This is a genomic window from Saccharomonospora iraqiensis subsp. iraqiensis, assembly GCF_000430445.1.
GTDB lineage: Bacteria > Actinomycetota > Actinomycetes > Mycobacteriales > Pseudonocardiaceae > Saccharomonospora > Saccharomonospora iraqiensis.
Window position 1 is genome coordinate 1 of the sequence record NZ_AICW01000454.1, and the last position, 1500, is coordinate 1500.

2 protein-coding genes are annotated in these 1500 nt (G+C 74.7%); both read left to right on the plus strand.

Annotation, left to right across the window (positions count from 1 at the left end; all coding sequences use genetic code 11):
* On the plus strand, positions 1 to 198 hold a 198-nt coding region (locus ACTIR_RS20925), incomplete at its 5' end, for a response regulator transcription factor (protein ID WP_034237508.1).
* Positions 199 to 208: 10 nt separating this feature from the next.
* A partial coding sequence (locus ACTIR_RS0100270) for an amidohydrolase family protein (RefSeq protein WP_026452786.1) occupies positions 209 to 1500 on the plus strand: 1292 nt, incomplete at its 3' end.

Consider the following 1500-nt stretch of genomic DNA (forward strand, 5'->3'; position numbering starts at 1 on the left):
GACCGGGAGCTCGACGTGACGCGGGCCGCCGCCCGCGGCCTCACCAACGGCGAGATCGGCGGCGAGCTGTACATGTCCCTGTCCACGGTGAAGACGCACCTGGCTTCGGTGCAGCACAAGCTCGGGGTGCGCAACCGCGTCGAGATCGCGTCCTGGGCCTGGCGCAACGGCGTCATGGACGCCGCGGGAGAGCATTAGGATCAACGGCATGACCCACCGGCTCCGGGCTCCCGTCGTGCTCCCCGCCGATCCCGCCTGCTCCGTCGTGCGGGACGGTGTCGTCGACATCGACGACACCGGGCGCATCACCCACTGCGGCCCGGCGGAGGCGGCCCCCGCCGCGCCGGGCACGGTGCGGCAGCTGTCCGGCATCCTGCTGCCCGGCCTGGTCAACGCGCACGCGCACAGCCCCATGGTGCTGATGCGCGGCATGGGCGGGGACCTGCCGCTGCTGCGCTGGTTGCGGGAGGTGATCTGGCCCGCCGAGGCGAAGCTGCGCGGTGCGGACGTGCGCGCCGGGATGCTGCTCGGCTCGGTCGAGATGCTGCGCCGCGGGGTGACCACCAGCGCGGAGATGTACTTCCACGCCGGGCAGGTGGCCGACGCCGTGCTCGCCACGGGGGCACGGACGGTCGTCGGGGGGCCGATCATCGACCTGCCCGGGCTCGACTGGCGCGCGATGCTGGCCGACACGGACCGCTGGATCGACGCCGACGGCCTGCGGTTCGGGCCCGGTGAGCGGGTCGAGCTGTCCTACGCCCCGCACTCGGCGTACATGCTGCCCGCCGAGGCGCTGCACGAGATCGCCGGGTCGGCGTCGGACCGGGGCGCCCTGGTGCAGATCCACGTGGCCGAGGCCGCCGACGAGGACGCCGACCAGCGTGCCGCATACGGCTCGGTGCCCGCGCTGCTGGACACGGTGGGAATGCTCGACGGCAGGGTCGTCGCCGCGCACGGCGTACATCTGTCCGATTCGGACATCGCGTTGCTCGCCGCGCGGGGCGCCGGGGTCGCGCACTGTCCCGGGTCGAACTCGAAACTGGCCTCCGGCATCGCCCGCCTGCCACGGCTGCGGGCCGAGTCGGTGGCCGTCGGGCTCGGCACCGACGGCCCCGCCAGCAACGACGACCTCGACCTGTGGGAGGAGGTCCAGCTCGCCGCGATGCTCGCCCGGGTGTCCACACAGGACGCCACCGCGGTGACGGCCGCCGACTCGCTGCTGCTGGCGACCCGGGGCGGGGCGCAGGCACTCGGCCGCGACGACCTCGGCGCGCTGGAGCCGGGCCGCTGGGCCGACCTGGTGCACATCGACACCGACGACCCCGCGTTCGCCACCGGGATCGACGTCGCGGACGAGCAGCTGATCGCGAACCTCGTCTGGGCGGCGGGCTCCCGCCGGGTCACCGACGTGTGGGTCGCGGGGGAGCAGGTCGTCGCCGGGGGCGAGTCCACCCGGATCGACCGTGCGGCCGCGCAGGCGGACGTGGCCGCGGCCGCCGC